Here is a 15,845-nt window from a genome sequence, read left to right on the forward strand (position 1 = left end):
TGGATGATCAGGCGATCGCCGTCAGCGAATTGCGATAAAACGGCAGGATCAGGTCCCGCGTCAATGGCGCCAGCACGAGCTCGCCATCGGTCGCAGGGTCGATCCACACCACCTCTTCGATCTCGGCGGCCGGGGTTACGTCGGCATCAATGTTCAGCAGGAAGATCTCGGCCTTGACGACGTGTCCAGGCTCGTTGGCGGCGGGGGCGGAGAATTGACCGAGGAAGTTGGCTTGCTCAGGATTGATGTCCAGCCCCAGCTCTTCTTCCAGCTCACGGGCCAGCGCGTGGACGGGCAGTTCATGGGGTTCGATCTTGCCGCCCGGCTGCATGAACGCTTCGGTGCCGCGCTTGCGTACCAGCAGGGTTCGGCCGTCGGGGCCGATCAGCAGGGCGGCGGCGATGTGGATAAGTGCAGGGATGGAGGTCGACATGAACGAAAGGCCTTTGACTCGAAAACGGCAAGGATCACATGTCCGCCACCTCCAATCAAAGGCCTCACGTCGCCGCTTTTGCGCAGGGTTTATGCCGCTTCCTGGAAATCCATCTCCGGCGGCTGGCGGCGGAAACCGCCAGTCAGCACGGCCAGGTACACCACGCCGATCGCCAGCCAGCTGAGACCCAGGTAGATCGCCAGGTGGTCGAGGCTGACCATCAGCCACAGGTCCGCCGCCAGGCCGATGAACGGGAACAGCAGGAACAGCACGAACTCGCGCAGGCCCTTTTTCTCGCCGCCGATCCAGTAATGAAAGATCACCGACAGGTTCACCAGGCTGAACGCCAGGAACGCACCGAAGTTAATGAACGAGGTCGAGGTGGTGACGTCCAGTTTCAGTGCCAGCAAGGCCACCACGGCGCACAGCAGGATGCTGTTGATCGGCGTGCCAAAGCGCTCGTGCAGGGTGCCGAAGAAGGATTTCGGCAGCACGCCGTCGCGGCCCATGGCGTACAGCAGACGCGAGCCGCTGGCCTGCGCCGACAGGCCCGAGGCGAACTGGCCGACGATCAGGCCGATCAGGAAGATCGAGACAAACAGGTCGCCGCCGATGTTGCGGGCGATCTCATAGGCCGCCGAATCCACGCTGTCGAACTGGAACGAAGGATGGGCGATCTGCACGAAGTACGACACGCCAACGAAGATCAGCCCGCCGATCAGGGTGATCAGCATGATCGCCCGTGGAATGGTGCGGCGTGGGTCGCGGGTTTCTTCGGTCAGGGTGCTGACCGCGTCGAAGCCCAGGAACGAATAACAGGCGATGGCCGCGCCGCTCATGATCAATGGCATCTGCATGTCGCCATTGAAGAACGGTTTGATCGACCACAGCGGCGTACTCGCATCACCGCCGACGTAGTGCACGCACAGCGCGACGAAGGCCACCAGCACCAGGAACTGCACCAGCATCAGCAAGGCGTTGACGCCGTTGGCCAGTTTCAGGCCGACGATGTTGATGGCGCTGGTGATGCCGATGAACGCCAGCACCCAGATCCACTGCGGCACCGCCGGGAACGCGGAGTTGAGGTACGCCGCGCCGATCAGCCAGATGGCCATGGGCAAAAACAGATAGTCGAGCAGCACCGCCCAGCCGGCGATAAACCCGAGTTTCGGGCTGATGGCCTTGCGCACGTAGCTGTAGGCGGAACCGGCGACCGGGAAAGCCGAGGCCATGCGGCCGTAGCTCATGGCGGTGAAAAACATCGCCACCAGCGCCGCGAGATAAGCGGCCGGAACCATGCCGGCGGTGGATTGAGCGAGGATGCCAAAGGTGCCGAGCACAATGATAGGCGTCATGTAGGCGATGCCAAACAGCACCACCGAGCCTAATGACAGGGTGCGTTGCAAACGAGCCATGGGCGACTACTCCGGATGTTATTGGATTTATGGCAGAGCCGAGTTCGGCGCAGGGTGTTCGGGTGTTGCTTTGTTGTTCTTGGGAGATCAAACAGGTGTGTCGCCTGTCATGGCCTCATCGCTGGCAAGCCAGCTCCCACATTGGTTTCGTGAACGCCTGAAATCCCTGTGGGAGCTGGCTTGCCAGCGATGGCGTCTGCCCAGGCGGCAGAAAATCCAGATCAGCTCGCAGGAATCAGCAACTCCCGAAGCCCGCCCGCATGCTCGACCAACTCTCCGGGCAACTTCAGCCGCTGATCATCCAGATACCGATAATCCTGGCGCGCCGCCGTCAGCCGGTTCAGGTCCAGCTGCACCGCGAACTGACCTTCCTCGCGGCCCGCCTCGAACAACAGCGTGCCCAGCGGATCGACCAGCGCACTGCCGCCGGCGAACAGCAACCCGCCGTCGCCCTCTTCCACCCGGTTGACCATCAGCGCAAACGCCTGGTTTTCCTGGGCACGGGCCATGATTGCGGTGCGGTGGGTCGGGCCGTAGGGGTCCATGTTGCCGTTGGTCACCAGCAGCAATTCAGCACCCAGTTGCGCCAGGGCGCGGGCAGACTCGGGGAATTCGATGTCGTAGCAAATCAACAGGCCCACTCGCAGGCCATTCCACAGGCAAGTGGCGTAGCGATCGCCGGCTTCATAGACACCGCGATCCGACGCCCACAGGTGCGTCTTGCGGTATTTGAGTGCAATGCCTTCGGGGGTGATCAGCAGTGTGGTGTTGAAAAAACGACCGTTATCGTTTTCGGAAGTACCAATGACCACCGCAATGTTGCGCTCACGGGCGGCCGTAACAATCGCGCTGACGGTCGGGCCGTCCAGGGGCTCGGCGACATCGGCCACCGACTCGGCGCTCGAGAAGCCCATCAAGTGGCTTTCCGGGAACATGATCAGCTGCGTGTCGGCGGCACAGGCGTTGATCGCCATCAGCGCGCGTTCTAGGTTATAAGCCGTGTCGTTGTCACGGCCCGCCAATTGGGCGAGTTCGACTTTCATGGGTAGTCCTTGTTCTGCGCGCCGGAAAGATTGCCCGGTCGCTGTCTGTGCGCCAGTATGCGCAGCAAGCGCACGGTGGGGGAATTACGCCGCCGGGGTAACACGATAGGGGTAGATGCATGACACTCTCGTTGGACGACATCGCCTGGCACCGTTCGGTGGGGCAACTGATCGACGCCCTGGACAAGCCCAACTTCTGGACGCAGCTTGTTCGATTGTTGGACCAATACGTCCCCTGCGACAGCTGGGTGGTGCTGATGTTCAGCGCCGATCAGCACCCGCAGGTGTTCGCCGAAAGCCCGGGTGTCGACGGCAGTCCCGACCAGCTGTTCCAGGATTACCTGCGCGGGCTGTATCTGCTCGATCCCTTCTACATCGCCTGCCGCGAACAGTCGCGCACCGGTCTGTACCGCCTGTCCGAGGTGGCGCCGGAGCATTTCGAACTCACCGAGTACTATCAACGATACTTTCGTGTGAATGTCGTGGCCGACGAAATCCAGTTTAATTGTCAGCTTGAGGGCGACCGCACGCTGTGCCTGTCACTGGGCAGCCGGCAGCGTTTCACCGCCGGGCAGATCGCCATGCTATCGCTGATTCAGCCATGGGTGCTGGGCCTGTTGCGCCAACGCCTGCCCTACGAGATCAACGAAGTGGTGGCCCTGGCGCCCGCGCCGGTGGCTGCCGATTGGCGGGTGCAGCTGGAAGCCTCGGTGCAGCAACTCAAGGGCGCGCAATTGACCGCCAGGGAGCTGGATGTCGGGCGCCTGATGCTCAGCGGCTGCTCCAGCAAGGAAATCGCCCGCAAACTGGAAATCTCCATCGAAACCGTGAAAGTCCATAAGAAACACATGTACAGCAAACTGGGGATCAAGTCCCAGTCGGAGCTGTTTTCGATATTTCTGCAGGCGCAGAATGCCTGATGCTCCGCTGACCGCTTCTCTGTGGGAGCGGGCAAGCCCTCTCCCACAGGGGTAATGCAAAATGAGTCCGAACCCAAGGAAACCGTATGAGCCTGTCACTCCTGAGCCGCTACGCCTTCTTTGCCGTCTGCGTGATCTTCACCCTCGCCAGCCTGCCGTTCCTCGAACATGACTGGCTCTGGCCGATTACCGCCATCACCGGCGTGCTGAGCCTGATCGGCATCTTCGACCTGCTGCAAAGCCCCCACGCGGTGCGGCGCAACTACCCGATCCTGGGCAACATCCGTTATCTGGTGGAAGGCATTCGCCCGGAAATCCGTCAGTACCTGCTCGAATCCGACAGCGATGCCCTGCCCTTCTCCCGGGCCCAGCGCTCGCTGGTCTATTCGCGGGCCAAGAATGAAAGCGCCGACAAACCTTTCGGCACCCTGATCGATGTGTATCAGTCCGGCTTCGAATTCATCGGTCATTCGATGCGTCCGGCGCCGTTGAGTGACCCCAGCAGCTTCCGCGTCACCGTCGGCGGCCCGCAGTGCACCCAGCCGTATTCGGCGTCGGTGTTCAACATCTCGGCCATGAGCTTCGGCTCGCTCAGCGCCAACGCCATCCGCGCGTTGAACCAGGGCGCCAAGCTCGGCAACTTTGCCCACGACACCGGTGAAGGCAGCATCAGCTCCTATCACCGGGAAAACGGTGGCGACCTGACCTGGGAACTGGGCAGCGGCTACTTCGGCTGCCGCACCGCCGAAGGTCGCTTCGACCCGGAGCGCTTTGCCGCGCAAGCGCAAACACCGCAAGTGCGGATGATCGAAATCAAGCTGTCCCAAGGCGCGAAGCCCGGTCACGGGGGGATCCTGCCCAAGCACAAGGTCACCCAGGAAATCGCCGCGACCCGCGGCATCATGATGGGCGAAGACTGCATCTCGCCGTCGCGGCACAGTGCGTTCTCCACGCCGATCGAGATGATGCAATTCATCAAGCAACTGCGTGAACTGTCCGGCGGCAAACCGGTGGGCTTCAAGCTCTGCCTGGGGCATCCGTGGGAATTCATGGGCATCGCCAAGGCCATGCTCGAGACCGGGATCCTGCCGGACTTCATCGTCATCGACGGCAAGGAAGGCGGCACCGGCGCCGCACCGCTGGAGTTCACCGACCACATCGGCGTGCCGATGCGCGAAGGCCTGCTGTTCGTGCATAACACGCTGGTGGGCCTGAACCTGCGGGACAAGATCAAGCTCGGCGCCAGCGGCAAGATCGTCAGCGCCTTCGACATTGCCAGCGTCCTGGCCATCGGCGCCGACTGGGCCAACTCGGCGCGCGGCTTCATGTTCGCCATCGGCTGCATTCAGTCGCAAAGCTGCCACACCAACAAATGCCCGACCGGCGTCGCCACCCAGGACACTCTGCGCCAGCGTGCGCTGGTGGTGCCGGACAAGGCCCAGCGCGTCTACAACTTCCACCGCAACACCCTCAAGGGCCTGGCAGAAATGCTCGCGGCTGCCGGTCTTGAACATCCGTCGCAACTGTCGGCCAAGCATCTGGTGCGACGCATGTCGGCGACCGAGATCAAGCTGTTCTCGCAGTTGCATGTGTTCTTGAAGCCCGGTGAATTGCTGACCGGGGAAGTGAATGGCGAGTTCTATTCGCGGATGTGGCAGATGGCGCGGGCCGACAGTTTCGAACCGAACGAGATCGTGGCGGCCTGACACCGACGCAGCGGCGCTGAAGGTCTGAAGACGTCAGCGCCCACCTTCCAAAATAAACAGCCGTGCTTCGACTTCATTGCCCCTGACCGTGAGCGTCTGCTGCCAGTTCTTGGGAAAAGTCACCACATCCTCCGGCTTGGGTTTTCCAGTCACCCACCAGACTCTTTTGCCGACGGGTTTCAATGCCGCGACATCGCTGAAAAAAATCCAGTCCAGGCGCTGGGGGATGAGTCGCCAGCCACCATAGTCATAAGGCCCTCGGGTCTTCCCGTCCGGCGACCGGGAAATGTAGAGCCGCGGCTGGATGCCCGTGGTGTTGTAGTAACTGAAGGGCAAATACCAGTACAAGCCGTCGACCACAATCTCATCGCCTGCCTGGGCCTGGTCGTTGATGCCTTGCGCAACCGTATCGAGTCTGGCCAACTTGCGCACGTCCGTGCCATTCAATCCGTCATCCTGCGCATACACCTTGAGCACGCCATACCCTTGCGCGGCGATAAACAGACTCATACAGAGGTAGGCCGCCAGCGGCCTCTGTTTTGCCAGGCCATCCAGGGCCAGCGCCGCCATCAAAGGCAAGCCAACCGAGGCAAAAACCAGGTATCGGGTCACGAACACTGGCACGATCAAGGAGACCAGAAAAACAGTGATCGCCGGCACACAGAAATACGCTATCAACAGGAGCGTCGAGCGGCGATCCGCGCGCCCCTGCATCAAGGCCAGCAAACAACAGGCGATCATCGAGGCCGAGATCAGCAGTGCCCACCACAACCCGTCACCGGTTGCCGGCACCATCATGATGCAGCGTGAAACCAGCCCCGGGAACATCTCCCAAGTGGTCGGCGCCACCCATTCAAGCCCATTCATGCGCCTGAGCTGATCCATGAGATGGGGTAGCCAGGGCAGATACAACGCGACAATCGCGGCATTGGCCATGAACCATTTTCGAAAGGGCACCGCCGCAGCTTCGCCACTCCCCAACCCCGACCAGTACAACCAATGCACCAGTACGCAGAGCGCAGCGAAGTAATGGGTGTAGAACGCAGCCGCCATCAACAACACATAGAGCATCGCGTAGCGCTTCGCTTGCGGCTGGCGGCTCCAGCAAACCAGGGCGACCGTGGCCGCCATCAGCCAAAAGCCGAGCAAGCTGTACATGCGCACTTCCTGGCTATAGCGCACCGACAGCGGTAACAACACCAGCATCAGTCCGGCAAAACAGGTCGCCCTGCGCGTGGTCACAAGGCTCATCAGCTTGAGACAAACTATCAGCGTGCCGACATCCGCCACCGCCCCCAAACTGCGCAAGGCAAGCGCAGTGTTTCCAAACATCAGCGTCCAGTAATGAAGGATGAGGTAATACAGGGGCGGATGAACATCACGGGCCGTGGTGGCCCAAATCAGCTTTGGCGAACGCTCGCTGAGCAGCACGCTGAAGGCTTCGTCATACCAGATGACCGGAACTGAAATGCCATGAAAACGGATGATCAGCGCCAGCATGACAAGCAGGATCAGCCCCACACGGTAGAGCCAAGGCTGATTCATGGGCCTATCGGTCAGCAGCACCATGGCATTCAAAGGCTCTTCGTCAGAGGAGGTGTTGCAGTCGTCTCGTGAGGACTTTTGACGATGTCCTTGATGACATAACGGGGCCGGTGCTTGGCCTCGATATAAATCCGTCCGATGTATTCCCCCAGAATGCCGATGCCAATCAACTGCACCCCACCCAGGAACAGAATAGCGGTCATCAACGACGGGTAACCGGGGACGCTGTTGCCGTTGAAAATCTTGTCCAGCACCATATACACCGCGTACAGCACCGCGAACAGCGACACGAAACCACCGACGTAAGTCCACAAACGCAAGGGCACGGTACTGAACGACGTCACCCCTTCCAGCGCCAGGTTCCAGAGTTTCCAGCCATTGAATTTGCTGCTGCCCGCCACGCGCCGGGCGCGCTCGTACTCCACCACCACCGTGTTGAACCCGGCCCAGGACAACACGCCTTTCATGAACAATTGGTGCTCGGGCAAGGTGCGGATCACGTTGACCACCTTGCGGTCCATGAGGCGAAAGTCGCCGACGTTTTCCTCGATAGGGGTGTAGGAAATGCGATTGAGCAGGTGATAGAAAAGGGAAGCGCTGTGGCGTTTCAGATAGCTGTCGCTGTTGCGGTCCTTGCGCTTGGCCAGCACCACATCCGCGCCTTTGTGCCATTGCTCGACCAGTTTCGGGATGACGCAGATGGGGTCTTGCAGGTCGACGTCCATCGGGATCACGGCATCGCCGGTGGCGTACTCCAGGCCGGCAAACAGCGCTGGCTCCTTGCCGAAGTTGCGCGAGAAATTGATCAGCATCACCAGATCGTCCATCTCTGCCAACGCGGCAGCCCGGTCGGCGGTGCCGTCGGTACTGCCATCGTTGATGAAGACGATTTCCACCTCGGCCTCGCCCAGCTTCAACTCCTGGCGTACGGCGCGATAAAACAGATCGATCGCCTGCTCTTCGTTGAACACCGGGACGATCAGCGAGAGCTTCATGCCTCACGCTCGCGAAACACCACGTACTTGGAAAACAGGAAGCCCAGGATCAGGCTCAGTGCCGAGAACAGCGCCACGGTGAGCAAGCCGTGCAAGCGCAACTGGTCACCAATATGGCCGACACCAAAACTCAGGGCGCCCATCGCCGCCATGAACAACAGATAGCCGCCCACCGAGAGTTTACCGTCGAAGGTATAGAGCCCGTTCATGTAGAACGAGAACGAAGCGGCCACGCAGAAGGCCACCAGATTACTGGCTGCCTGGCGCCACCCCGCCGCGACACTCAGCAGAAAAAAGATCTGCCAGTGAATCAGGGTGTTGGCGATGCCGATCACCGTGTAACTGGAAAAGCCTTTCCACAACCGTCGCATAGCAAAGTCCCTGGTTGATCACGCTTCACACTTCCTCAAGTGTTTGAGCTTTTCAACTGTCATAAATCACAGGTGACGCCACCTTTCAGACTAGCGGTTAAACGTCTTATCAACATTCCGTAATATCCCCGTTTTGCAATTACCGCCGAATCGGGCCACCCTGCGCGCCGCCGATGTGCGGCGCGCAACCTTTCGCGCCTTGCGCTACTCCTTTGTTCAACACCCGTTTACGAGCTTGCCGTCATGACCACAGCGCGCGATCACCGGATCGACTTTTTTCGCGGCCTGGCACTGATCTTCATCTTCTGGGATCACGTGCCCCACAACCCATTGGGGCAAATCACCCTGCGCAATTTCGGCTTCAGCGACGCCGCTGAAGTCTTCGTGTTCCTGGCCGGTTTCGCCGCGGTGCTGGCCTACGGCAAAGTACTGGCGCGCGAAGGTTTCCTGATCGCCTGCCTGAAAATCCTGCGCCGCGCCTGGGTGCTGTACGTGGTGCACATCTTCTTGCTGGCGATGCTGATGGGCATCGTGTTCTTCGCCAACAGCCACGTGGAAACCCGGGACCTGGTGGAAGAAATGGGCATGCACCACTTCATCAGCGACCCGCAACAGGCCTTGATCGACGAACTGCTGCTGCGCTTCAAACCCAACCTGATGGACCCGCTGCCGCTGTACATCGTGCTGCTGGCAGGCCTGCCGCTGGCGCTGCCGCTGCTGGTGCGCAAGACCTGGGTGGTGGTCGGCCTGTCGCTGGCCCTGTACCTGATGGTGCCTCTGGCCGGCTGGAACCTGGCCGCGATCAAGGACGGCGTGTGGTACTTCAACCCCGTGGCCTGGCAACTGCTGTTCGTCCTCGGCGGCGCCGCCGCGATCCACTCGCAACGCCCGCGCCCCGCTCAAACCCGCTCCCTGCTGCGCCAGCCCCTGTTCCTGGCCGCCGCTGCCTACGTCATCGCCGCCGGGGTGCTGACGATCGCCTGGCGCTGGCCACACATCCACGACGCCCTGATGCCGGCCGGCCTGAGCAACCTGCTGTACCCGATCAGCAAGACCAACCTCTCACCCGTGCGCCTGCTGCACTTCCTCGCCCTGGCCTACGTCACCGCCAAACTCCTGCCCGACACCGGCTGGACCCAAAACTGGCTGGCCCGACAAAGCTGCCGCATGGGCCGCTTCTCCCTGGAAATCTTCTGCCTGGGCGTGCTGCTGGCGCCCCTGGCGGACATGATCAACGCCATGGCCAATGATGCCTTTGCCATGCAGATCTTTACTGCGCTGGTGGGGGCTGGGTTGATGGCATTGATGGGGGCTTGGCTTGAGTTCAACAAGCGGTTGAATCAGGCGGTCAACAGATCACAGGTTGGGGTTACACCGATTGAAGGGGCTCGTGCTCAACTTTAAGACCAATTGAGGATTACTTCAGATCAGGTGTTATCCCGAACGCCAGTCAGTTCAGGCGCCTCATGCCATTTAGCAGCTGGCGAAGCCTGCGTTCGGCTGCGAAGCAGCCGTGAAATCAGAAAACGCGGTGTGTCAGGCAGAGCTCGCGTTCAGGTTTTGCGACTGCTGCGCAGCCGAACGCAGGCTTCGCCAGCTGCTACACGGACCGCGTTTTACCTCAACTGACGGCTTCAACCAGGCCACAGTTGCATATCTCGCAGGTAAATCTCCACTTCGATCCAGCCCCGAACAAACTGGATCCACACCACTTCCAGCCCCACAATTTTTTCACCATCGCCATCCACCGTCTAAGCTTCAGTCAAGTCCGATCAATCTGCGTGAATGGATCAGTCGACTATGGGCGCTTTATGGCAAACCGATTCGAGTAAAACCGTGGTCCCGACTGAAGAAGTGGATGAGCAAGCGCCTCCCCCTGAAAAACCCCGTCGTTCCAAACACGGCTGGAAGGCTTTCTGGTTGCTGTTGCTGATTATTGCGATTGTCGTGGGGTTGGCGGCGCAAAAAGAGATGCGAACTTCCAGGTTTCAGGCCCGGGAGTTGAGCAAGTTCGCCAAGACCTTGAGTTATGAGCTCGAACCCGGTCCCAGCGATGCGGTTCGCTATCCGGGCGCCGGGCCGTTCGATCTGCGTCTGGGCTATAGCTCGATGGATGAATTCCTGCCGCGCCTGCTCAAGCGCGACTATGTGATTTCCGCCCAGACCCGCTTTTCCCCGGCGTTGTTGAAGTACACCGACAAGGGGCTTTTCGTGCCCTATTCGGAAAAGATCCAGGCCGGTTTGTCGATCACCGATTGCCGCGCCGCGCCGCTGTACCAGTTCAATTACCCGCAACAGCTCTATTCCAGCTTCGATTCGATCCCGCCGGTGGTGGTCAACAGCCTGCTGTTCATCGAGAACCGCTTCCTGCTCGACCCGCGTCAGCCCCTGGCCAACCCGGCGGTGGACTGGCCACGGTTCGGCATGGCGGCCTATACCCAGATTGCGAAGATGCTGCACCTGCCCGGCCAGTCGGCGGGCGGCAGTACCCTGGCGACGCAACTGGAGAAATACCGGCACTCCCCCGACGGCTTGACCGTGTCGGGCGGGGAAAAGATTCGCCAGATGATCTCCGCCAGCGTGCGCGCCTATCAGGATGGCCCGGACACCCTCAAGGCCCGGCAGAATGTGGTGCGCGACTACCTCAACAGCGTGCCGCTGTCGGCCGTGCCCGGTCACGGTGAAGTGCATGGCATGGCCGAAGGTCTGCGGGTCTGGTACGGCGCCGATTTCAATGAGGCGAACAAGCGCCTGATGAGCGACGCCACGGATCCCGAGACCCTCGCCGCAAAAGGCCTGGCCCTGCGCGAGATGCTGTCTTTGATGATCGCCCAGCGCCGCCCTTCCCACTACCTGACCAAGGGTCACGATGAGCTGGCCGACCTCACCGACAGCCACATTCGCCTGCTGGCGCAGAACGGTGTGATCGACAAGCCTTTCGCCGATGCCGCCCTGGCCAGCAAGGTCACCTATCGCGACTGGGCGACCCAACCGACCATTCAGCCGATCGAAACCAACAAGGGCATCAGCGTGGCCCGCAGCCGCCTGGCCGGGTTGCTCAATCGTCCGCTGTACGACCTCGACCGCCTCGATCTCTCCGCCACCAGTACCCTGCAAGGCGAGCTGCAAGCCCAGGCGACGGAGTACCTGAAAAAACTCGCCGACCCTGCCTTCGCCACGCAAATCGGCCTGATGGGCGAACGCCTGCTGACCCCCACCAGCACCACCCAGGTGCGTTACAGCTTCACCCTGTTCGAGCTGACCCCTGACGGTTCGCGGGTGCGGGTACAGACCGACAGCACCGACCAGCCATTCGACATCAACGAAGGCAGCAAGCTGGAACTGGGCTCCACCGCGAAAATGCGCGTGCTGACCACTTACCTGCAAATCATCTCAGAGCTGCACGACAAATATGCCGGCATGAGCGTGCCGGACCTGAAGAAAGTCGAAGTGCCGGATCAGGATCGCCTGAGTCGCTGGGTGGTCGATTACATGATCGAGAACAAGGACCGTAATCTGCCGGCCCTGCTCAGCGCCGCGCTGGACCGCAAATACTCGGCAAGCCCGGGCGAGGCGTTTTTCACCGGTGGCGGGCTGCACACGTTTCATAACTTCCGCAAGGAAGACAACGGCCGCCTGCCGACCCTGCGCGATTCGATCCGCGAATCGATCAACCTGCCGTTCATTCGCCTGATGCGCGACATTGTGCGTTACACCATCTATTCCGGCCCCAACAGCAGCGCGGAACTGCTCAAGGACGACCGCGATCCGCGGCGTCAGGAATACCTGGCCTCGTTCGCCGACCGCGAGGGAACCTCGTTCCTGCTCAAGTTCTGGAAGAAGTACCGCAACAAGGACACCCAGGAACGCCTGGAAACCTTCCTCGACGGCATGCGCCCGACCCCGATCCGCATGGCCGCCGTGCACCGTTATCTGCTGCCCCGCGCCAGCCAGGAGAGTTTCAACGCGTTCGTGCGCTCGCACCTCGCGGAGGCCAAGCTCACCGAGAAACTCACCGATGATCGCCTGCTGCAGCTCTACGAGTCCTACGGTCCCGGGAAGTACGACCTGCCGGACCAGGGCTTCATCGCCAAGGTCCACCCGCTGGACCTGTGGATGATGGGCTACCTGCTCAACCACCCGGACGCCACCTTCAAGGACGTCGTCAAAGCCAGCCAGTTCGAGCGCCAGGAAGTCTACAGCTGGCTGTTCAAGAGCCGGCACAAGGGCGCGCGGGACAACCGGATCCGCACCATGCTGGAGATCGAGGCGTTCCTCGACATTCACCAGCGCTGGCAGAAAGTCGGCTACCCGTTCGACCATCTGGTGCCGTCGCTGGCCACCGCCATCGGCAGCTCGGGCGACCGCCCCGCCGCGCTCGCCGAGCTGATCGGCACGATTCTCAACGACGGCGTGCGGATGCCGACGCTGAGGATCGACAGCCTGCACTTCGCAGCCAACACGCCTTACGAGACCAAGCTGATCAACGATCCCGACGTCGGCAAACGGGTAATGCCGTCCGAAGTCGCTACGGCCATGCGCGAAGCCCTGTCGCAAGTGGTGGATGCCGGTACGGCCCGTCGTGTTTCCGGCAGTTTCACCACACCGGACGGCAAACCCCTGGCAATGGGTGGCAAGACCGGTACCGGTGATAACCGCATCGAGGCGATCGGCTCGGGGGGACGGATCCTCAGTTCGAAGTCGCTCAACCGCACCGCGACCTTCGTGTTCTACATCGGCGATCACCATTTCGGCACGCTGACCGCGTTTGTACCGGGCCGTTCGGCGGAGAACTTCACCTTCACCTCAGCGTTGCCGGTGCAGGTGCTCAAGGGCATGGCGCCGATTCTCACGCCTTACCTGCAACCGGGCAACAACACCGAATGCCTGCCGGTTGAAGTGGCGCGCCGCTGACATCTGTGGACCGGCTGCCCGCGGCCGGTCTATCTCTTCTTCATCCCATCCTCTGATCATCGACAGATCGACGCGGACAGGCTCCGCTCGTCGGCCGATGCAAGTCATTCTCAACAAAAGCCTTGCTCATTCCATAAGATATATCTTAAGTTGTATCTAAACATGGAGAGAGTAAGTGCCAATGAGAGACCATCATTCCCCCCACCGCGAGCATGGCGGCGGCTTCGACAAACGCCCGGTCCGCGAACGCGGCGGCCGCGGCCCCCGGGTGTTCGCCCCCGGTGACCTGAAATTGCTGCTGCTGGCGTTGATCGCCGAGCAGCCCTGCCACGGCTATGACCTGATCCGCCAGATCGAAGACATGTTCGACGGCGCCTACAGCCCCAGCCCCGGGGTGATCTACCCGACCCTGACGTTCCTGGAGGAAAGCGACCTGATCCAGGGCGACGCCGATGCCGGCAAAAAACGCTACAGCGTGACCGAGGTCGGTCGTCTGTCTTTAAGCGAGCAGGCGATTGCGCTGGACGGCGTGCGCATGCGCATCGAGGTCAGCAAGCGTTCGCTGCGCGGCCATGACCGGCCGCCGGAAATCCACGAGGCGGTGCACAACCTGCGCCACGCCCTGCAAATGCACCACGGTCGCTGGAGCCCGGAAGAAATCCTGAGGGTGCGCGACCTGCTCAACAACACGGCCAAAGCCATTGTCGACGGCCCTGCCGTTTCGGAGAAAACCGAATGACTGAAGTGATCGAACAATCCATCCACCGTGTCATGCACGAGATCAAACGCCGTCGCCTGGAAGTCCTGCGGGTGGTCGACCTGACGCCGCGCATGCGCCGCATCACCCTGGGCGGGCCCGAGCTGGCCGGCTTCGTCAGCCTGGGCACGGACGACCACGTCAAGCTGCTGTTCCCGCAGAACGCGGCCGAGCAGGCGGCACTGGAGACCATGGTGCTGGGCGGCAAGAACGAAGGACCGCTGCCGGCGATGCGCGACTACACGCCCCGTCGTTATGACCTGAACACGATGGAGCTGGACATCGATTTCGTCCTGCACGGCGACGGCCCTGCTTCCACCTGGGCCGAACAGGCCGAACCGGGCCAGTTCCTGCACATCGGCGGGCCACGGGGCTCGATGATCGTGCCGGACATGTTCGACAGTTATCTGCTGATCGGCGACGAAACCGCCCTGCCCGCCATCGCCCGACGCCTGGAAGGCCTGGCGGCCAACCGGCGGGCGCTGGTGATCGTCGAGGTGGAGAACGGCAAGGAGCAGCAAGAGCTGCAAAGCACGGCGCAGGTCAATGTGATCTGGGTGCTGCGCGAGGGTGGCAAGGACCACCTGCTGACTACGGTGCGACAGATCCAGGTGCCGGGTGGCAGCCTGTATGCCTGGGTCGCGACCGAGACCAAGACCTCACGGCAAATCCGCCGGGTGCTGCTCGATGAGCATGGGCTGGATGAGCAGTTTGTGAAGGCGGTGGGGTATTGGCGGCTGGATGACAGCGAAGAGGAGTAAACAGTAAAAGATCGCAGCCTCGTTTCACTCGACAGCTCCTACACGGAACGCATTCCCCTGCAGGAGCTGTCGAGTGGAACGAGGCTGCGATCTTTTTGGGTCAACGACGCCACCGATCCAACCCGATCATCACCAGCGAAATCCCCACAAACCCCGCCAGCAATCCCCCGGCATTGATGAACACCTGTGGATAACCCAGCTTCCCCACATCAATGAACGGATACGGATACGTCGCCAGCAGATGCCCGCGCAGCAAGGCATAGGCGAAATACGCCAATGGGTAGATCACCCACAGCGCGATATGCCCCAGCCGCAAGGTGCCCTTGGGCACGCAGCACCACCAATAGATCAGAAACAGCAGCGGCATCACGTCATGCAGCAACTCGTCCGCCAACCATTGCCAGCCTTCGGGGTGCCACAGATGGCGCAACAACAGGCTGTACGCCAGGGCCACCACAGCAATGCTCACCGCAATCCCGCTGCTCACCCACGGCTGCAGAAACCAACGACGCGCGGCGGATTCGCGGGACGTCAGTTCACAGGTCAGCACGGTGGCCACCAGGGTGTTGCTGAGTACGGTGAAAAAGCTGAAGAAGCTCACCAGCCCCGCCAGCAGGCTGGCGGCCATGGTCCAGCGTGAATAGAAGATCAGGTACAGCTGGATACTCAAACCGACCCAGCCAAGGACAGCCGCAACGGCCACAAAACGCCGCCGCATGACTGACGGTATGGCCATGTTCAGAGCGGGCGCTTGGTGCGCATCAACTTGACGTACAAGCGTTCGACCTTCTCCCGCGCCCATGGGGTTTTGCGCAGGAAGGTCAGGCTCGACTTGATGCTCGGATCGCTCTTGAAGCAGCGGATATCGATGCGCTCGGCCAGCCCCGACCATTCGTAGTGTTCAACCAGCGCGTTGAGAATTTGCTCCAGCGTCACGCCGTGCAGCGGGTTGTTGTTCTGTTCGGTCATGCCGGGCCTTCAAGCA

The 15,845-nt window shown here is 61.1% G+C and carries 14 protein-coding genes; 6 read left to right on the forward strand and 8 right to left on the reverse strand.

Annotated elements, in window-relative coordinates; genetic code table 11:
* Positions 1-7: 7 nt before the first annotated feature.
* From HNO86_RS01175 to HNO86_RS01185, 3 genes are all read right to left on the reverse strand, one after another.
* A complete protein-coding gene (locus tag HNO86_RS01175) occupies positions 8-433 on the reverse strand; it encodes an NUDIX domain-containing protein (protein WP_175375196.1) in 426 nt (141 codons plus the stop codon).
* An 89-nt stretch (positions 434-522) separates the two neighbouring features.
* A complete protein-coding gene (locus HNO86_RS01180) occupies positions 523-1,848 on the reverse strand; it encodes an APC family permease (RefSeq protein WP_175375197.1) in 1,326 nt (441 codons plus the stop codon).
* A gap of 221 nt (positions 1,849-2,069) precedes the next feature.
* The gene (locus HNO86_RS01185) at positions 2,070-2,891 is read right to left on the reverse strand and encodes a carbon-nitrogen hydrolase family protein (protein WP_175375198.1); all 822 of its coding nucleotides are present in this window, start codon (positions 2,889-2,891) and stop codon (positions 2,070-2,072) included.
* Positions 2,892-3,010: 119 nt separating this feature from the next.
* Between HNO86_RS01185 and HNO86_RS01190 the strand changes: the two genes are divergently transcribed.
* Both HNO86_RS01190 and HNO86_RS01195 read left to right on the forward strand, forming a co-directional pair.
* A complete protein-coding gene (locus HNO86_RS01190) occupies positions 3,011-3,811 on the forward strand; it encodes a LuxR C-terminal-related transcriptional regulator (RefSeq protein ID WP_175375199.1) in 801 nt (266 codons plus the stop codon).
* An 86-nt stretch (positions 3,812-3,897) separates the two neighbouring features.
* On the forward strand, positions 3,898-5,517 hold the full coding sequence (locus HNO86_RS01195) for an FMN-binding glutamate synthase family protein (protein ID WP_175375200.1): 1,620 nt from the start codon (positions 3,898-3,900) through the stop codon (positions 5,515-5,517).
* Positions 5,518-5,550: 33 nt separating this feature from the next.
* Here the strand turns inward: HNO86_RS01195 and HNO86_RS01200 are convergent, their stop codons facing one another.
* The 3 genes from HNO86_RS01200 to HNO86_RS01210 are packed head-to-tail and all read right to left on the reverse strand — an operon-like array spanning position 5,551 to position 8,428.
* Positions 5,551-7,086: a glycosyltransferase family 39 protein gene (locus HNO86_RS01200; RefSeq protein WP_175375201.1), complete on the reverse strand. Its 1,536-nt coding sequence runs from the start codon at positions 7,084-7,086 to the stop codon at positions 5,551-5,553.
* A 5-nt stretch (positions 7,087-7,091) separates the two neighbouring features.
* Positions 7,092-8,057, reverse strand: coding sequence for a glycosyltransferase family 2 protein (locus HNO86_RS01205; protein WP_175375202.1), 966 nt, complete (start codon positions 8,055-8,057; stop codon positions 7,092-7,094).
* Positions 8,054-8,428: a GtrA family protein gene (locus HNO86_RS01210; RefSeq protein ID WP_175375203.1), complete on the reverse strand. Its 375-nt coding sequence runs from the start codon at positions 8,426-8,428 to the stop codon at positions 8,054-8,056. The genes HNO86_RS01205 and HNO86_RS01210 overlap by 4 nt, the downstream gene beginning before the upstream one ends.
* Before the next feature lie 243 nt (positions 8,429-8,671).
* Between HNO86_RS01210 and HNO86_RS01215 the strand changes: the two genes are divergently transcribed.
* The 4 genes from HNO86_RS01215 to HNO86_RS01230 all read left to right on the forward strand — a co-directional run bounded on the left by HNO86_RS01215 (position 8,672) and on the right by HNO86_RS01230 (position 14,860).
* Positions 8,672-9,832: an OpgC family protein gene (locus HNO86_RS01215; protein ID WP_175375204.1), complete on the forward strand. Its 1,161-nt coding sequence runs from the start codon at positions 8,672-8,674 to the stop codon at positions 9,830-9,832.
* Between the two features lie 396 nt (positions 9,833-10,228).
* Positions 10,229-13,342 (forward strand): transglycosylase domain-containing protein, encoded by a 3,114-nt coding sequence (locus HNO86_RS01220; RefSeq protein WP_175375205.1) that lies wholly within the window; start codon positions 10,229-10,231, stop codon positions 13,340-13,342.
* Positions 13,343-13,523: 181 nt separating this feature from the next.
* A complete protein-coding gene (locus HNO86_RS01225) occupies positions 13,524-14,081 on the forward strand; it encodes a PadR family transcriptional regulator (RefSeq protein ID WP_175375292.1) in 558 nt (185 codons plus the stop codon).
* Complete coding sequence (locus HNO86_RS01230) at positions 14,078-14,860, forward strand: siderophore-interacting protein (RefSeq protein ID WP_175375206.1); 783 nt, start codon at positions 14,078-14,080, stop codon at positions 14,858-14,860. The genes HNO86_RS01225 and HNO86_RS01230 overlap by 4 nt, the downstream gene beginning before the upstream one ends.
* Before the next feature lie 100 nt (positions 14,861-14,960).
* Here HNO86_RS01230 and HNO86_RS01235 read toward each other — a convergent pair whose 3' ends face one another.
* Positions 14,961-15,596: a Pr6Pr family membrane protein gene (locus HNO86_RS01235; protein ID WP_175375207.1), complete on the reverse strand. Its 636-nt coding sequence runs from the start codon at positions 15,594-15,596 to the stop codon at positions 14,961-14,963.
* 2 nt (positions 15,597-15,598) lie between these two features.
* Positions 15,599-15,829, reverse strand: a complete 231-nt coding sequence (locus tag HNO86_RS01240; protein ID WP_007903672.1) for a VF530 family DNA-binding protein — start codon at positions 15,827-15,829, stop codon at positions 15,599-15,601.
* Between the last annotated feature and the right edge of the window lie 16 nt (positions 15,830-15,845).

Origin of the sequence: Pseudomonas sp. C1C7 (assembly GCF_013359595.1) — a bacterium.
Lineage (GTDB): Bacteria > Pseudomonadota > Gammaproteobacteria > Pseudomonadales > Pseudomonadaceae > Aquipseudomonas.

Bases quoted from the DNA above. Each gene is read 5' to 3' on its own strand.
- HNO86_RS01175 (WP_175375196.1), bottom strand. From the start codon at position 433: ATGTCGACCTCCATCCCTGCACTTATCCACATCGCCGCCGCCCTGCTG.
- HNO86_RS01180 (WP_175375197.1), bottom strand. From the start codon at position 1,848: ATGGCTCGTTTGCAACGCACCCTGTCATTAGGCTCGGTGGTGCTGTTT.
- HNO86_RS01185 (WP_175375198.1), bottom strand. From the start codon at position 2,891: ATGAAAGTCGAACTCGCCCAATTGGCGGGCCGTGACAACGACACGGCT.
- HNO86_RS01190 (WP_175375199.1), top strand. From the start codon at position 3,011: ATGACACTCTCGTTGGACGACATCGCCTGGCACCGTTCGGTGGGGCAA.
- HNO86_RS01195 (WP_175375200.1), top strand. From the start codon at position 3,898: ATGAGCCTGTCACTCCTGAGCCGCTACGCCTTCTTTGCCGTCTGCGTG.
- HNO86_RS01200 (WP_175375201.1), bottom strand. From the start codon at position 7,086: ATGGTGCTGCTGACCGATAGGCCCATGAATCAGCCTTGGCTCTACCGT.
- HNO86_RS01205 (WP_175375202.1), bottom strand. From the start codon at position 8,057: ATGAAGCTCTCGCTGATCGTCCCGGTGTTCAACGAAGAGCAGGCGATC.
- HNO86_RS01210 (WP_175375203.1), bottom strand. From the start codon at position 8,428: ATGCGACGGTTGTGGAAAGGCTTTTCCAGTTACACGGTGATCGGCATC.
- HNO86_RS01215 (WP_175375204.1), top strand. From the start codon at position 8,672: ATGACCACAGCGCGCGATCACCGGATCGACTTTTTTCGCGGCCTGGCA.
- HNO86_RS01220 (WP_175375205.1), top strand. From the start codon at position 10,229: ATGGGCGCTTTATGGCAAACCGATTCGAGTAAAACCGTGGTCCCGACT.
- HNO86_RS01225 (WP_175375292.1), top strand. From the start codon at position 13,524: ATGAGAGACCATCATTCCCCCCACCGCGAGCATGGCGGCGGCTTCGAC.
- HNO86_RS01230 (WP_175375206.1), top strand. From the start codon at position 14,078: ATGACTGAAGTGATCGAACAATCCATCCACCGTGTCATGCACGAGATC.
- HNO86_RS01235 (WP_175375207.1), bottom strand. From the start codon at position 15,596: ATGGCCATACCGTCAGTCATGCGGCGGCGTTTTGTGGCCGTTGCGGCT.
- HNO86_RS01240 (WP_007903672.1), bottom strand. From the start codon at position 15,829: ATGACCGAACAGAACAACAACCCGCTGCACGGCGTGACGCTGGAGCAA.